Below are 1,698 nucleotides of genomic sequence, written 5' to 3'. Positions count from 1 at the left end.
CCTGGCGGTCTCCCATCTCATCGCCCACGGTCACCGCCGCATCGCGTACGTGGGCGACGTGCTGCATCTGTCGACCGAGACGAAGCGGTTCGAGGGGTGGCGCCGGGCACAGGACGAGGCCGGCATCCGTCGTTCGGACGACCTCGTCGAGGTGATGGTGTCGGATCGGGATGCCGCGGCCGCGGCGCTCGTGCGCCTGCGTGCGCTGCCCGAACCGCCCACGGCTCTCTTCTCCGCCAACGCGCGCACCTCGATGGCGCTCGCGCATGTGCTGCGCGCGGACCCGATGGCGATGATCGGGTTCGGCGACTTCCCGATGGCCGATACGCTCACGCCGTCGGTGTCGGTCATCGACCAGGATCCGTATCGGCTCGGCGCGCTCGCGGCGGCCCGCATCTTCGATCGCCTCGCCGGGGTCGACGGAGGGCTGGAAGAGGTCACGGTGCTCGACGTCGCTCTCGTCGAGCGCGAGTCGTGCCGGCTTCCGGCGCCCGCGGGCGACTGACGGCGGAGGGCGTCGCACGTCCGTCGGACGGCGCACGCGTCCGGCGCTGCCCGGCCGTGGCCGGGCAGCGCCGTCAGCCCTGGAGTGCCTCGATCGCGCCGCGTGCGCCGCGCTCAGCGAGTGAGGCGCGCGCAGCGATGAACGCCGCCCGCAGTGCCGCATCGACTCCCAGTTCGCCGAACACGGGCGCGTAGTCGAGGAACGCGCCGGGTCGTGCCCCCTCCCGGGCGGCGGCCTCCTGCAACTCGCCCAGTCGGCGATCGACCGCCGGCAGAGCGGTGCCGGGCTCCGCGCTGCGCTCGAGGAACACGCTCCACGCGGCCAGCACGAGTGCCGCGCGGCGGATGTCGCCGCCGGAGGCGAGGCGGGACCGCACGACCGGCAGCAGGAACTTGGGGATGCGATCCGAGCCGTCCACGACCTGGCGGGCGAGCGTGTCACGGATCGCCTCGCTGCCGAAGCGCGCGATGAGGGTCGCGCAGTAGGCGTCGAGGTCGATGCCCGGCACGGGTTCGAGCGTCGGAATCGCCTCGATGTGCATGTAGTCGAGGAGGAACCCGACGAAGAGCGGATCGGTGCACACGTCGTGCACGAAGCGCTCACCCGCAAGGATCCCCAGGTAGCTCATCGCCTGGTGGGACGCGTTGAGCAGCCGGAGCTTCATGAGCTCGTACGGCAGCACCTCGTCCACGAGCTGCACGCCGACCTCGTCCAGTGCCGGGCGGCCGAGGGGGAAGTCGTCCTCGAGCACCCACTGCTCGAACGACTCGGAGTGCACCGGCCAGCCGTCCTCGATGCCGATGTCGCGCGAGACCGCGGCGCGCGTCTCGTCGGTCGTGACGGGGGTGATGCGATCGACCATCGAGTTCGGGAACGACACCGTCTCGCCGATCCAGGCGGCCAGGTCGGAGTCGACGCGCTCCGCGAATCCGAGCAGCGCCGTGCGCGCGACGTGGCCGTTGCCCTGGATGTTGTCGCACGACATCACCGTGAACCCGGGGACGCCGGCGTCGCGGCGGCGCCGCAGCGCCGCGGTCAGATAGCCGAGCACACTGCGGGGCACGTCCGACGACGACCCTTCGAGATCTGCGAGCACCGCGGCATCCACCGGCCGGAAGGCGCCGGTCGCGTCGTCGATGCCGTACCCGCCCTCGGTGATCGTGAGCGAGACGATGCGGGTGTCGGGGTGCGCG

The 1,698-nt window shown here is 71.9% G+C and carries 2 protein-coding genes; one reads left to right on the top strand and one right to left on the bottom strand.

The window, feature by feature from the left end; translation table 11 throughout:
- Window positions 1–505, top strand: a 505-nt coding sequence (locus tag ASG00_RS15705) for a substrate-binding domain-containing protein (RefSeq protein WP_200930876.1), incomplete at its 5' end; no start/stop codon positions are given.
- Window positions 506–578: 73 nt separating this feature from the next.
- Here ASG00_RS15705 and ASG00_RS06775 read toward each other — a convergent pair.
- Window positions 579–1,698, bottom strand: a 1,120-nt coding sequence (locus tag ASG00_RS06775; RefSeq protein ID WP_235559399.1) for a mannitol dehydrogenase family protein, incomplete at its 5' end; no start/stop codon positions are given.

This window comes from Microbacterium sp. Leaf351, assembly GCF_001423825.1.
Lineage (GTDB): Bacteria > Actinomycetota > Actinomycetes > Actinomycetales > Microbacteriaceae > Microbacterium > Microbacterium ginsengisoli.
This window is presented reverse-complemented; position numbering and strand designations above follow the sequence as displayed.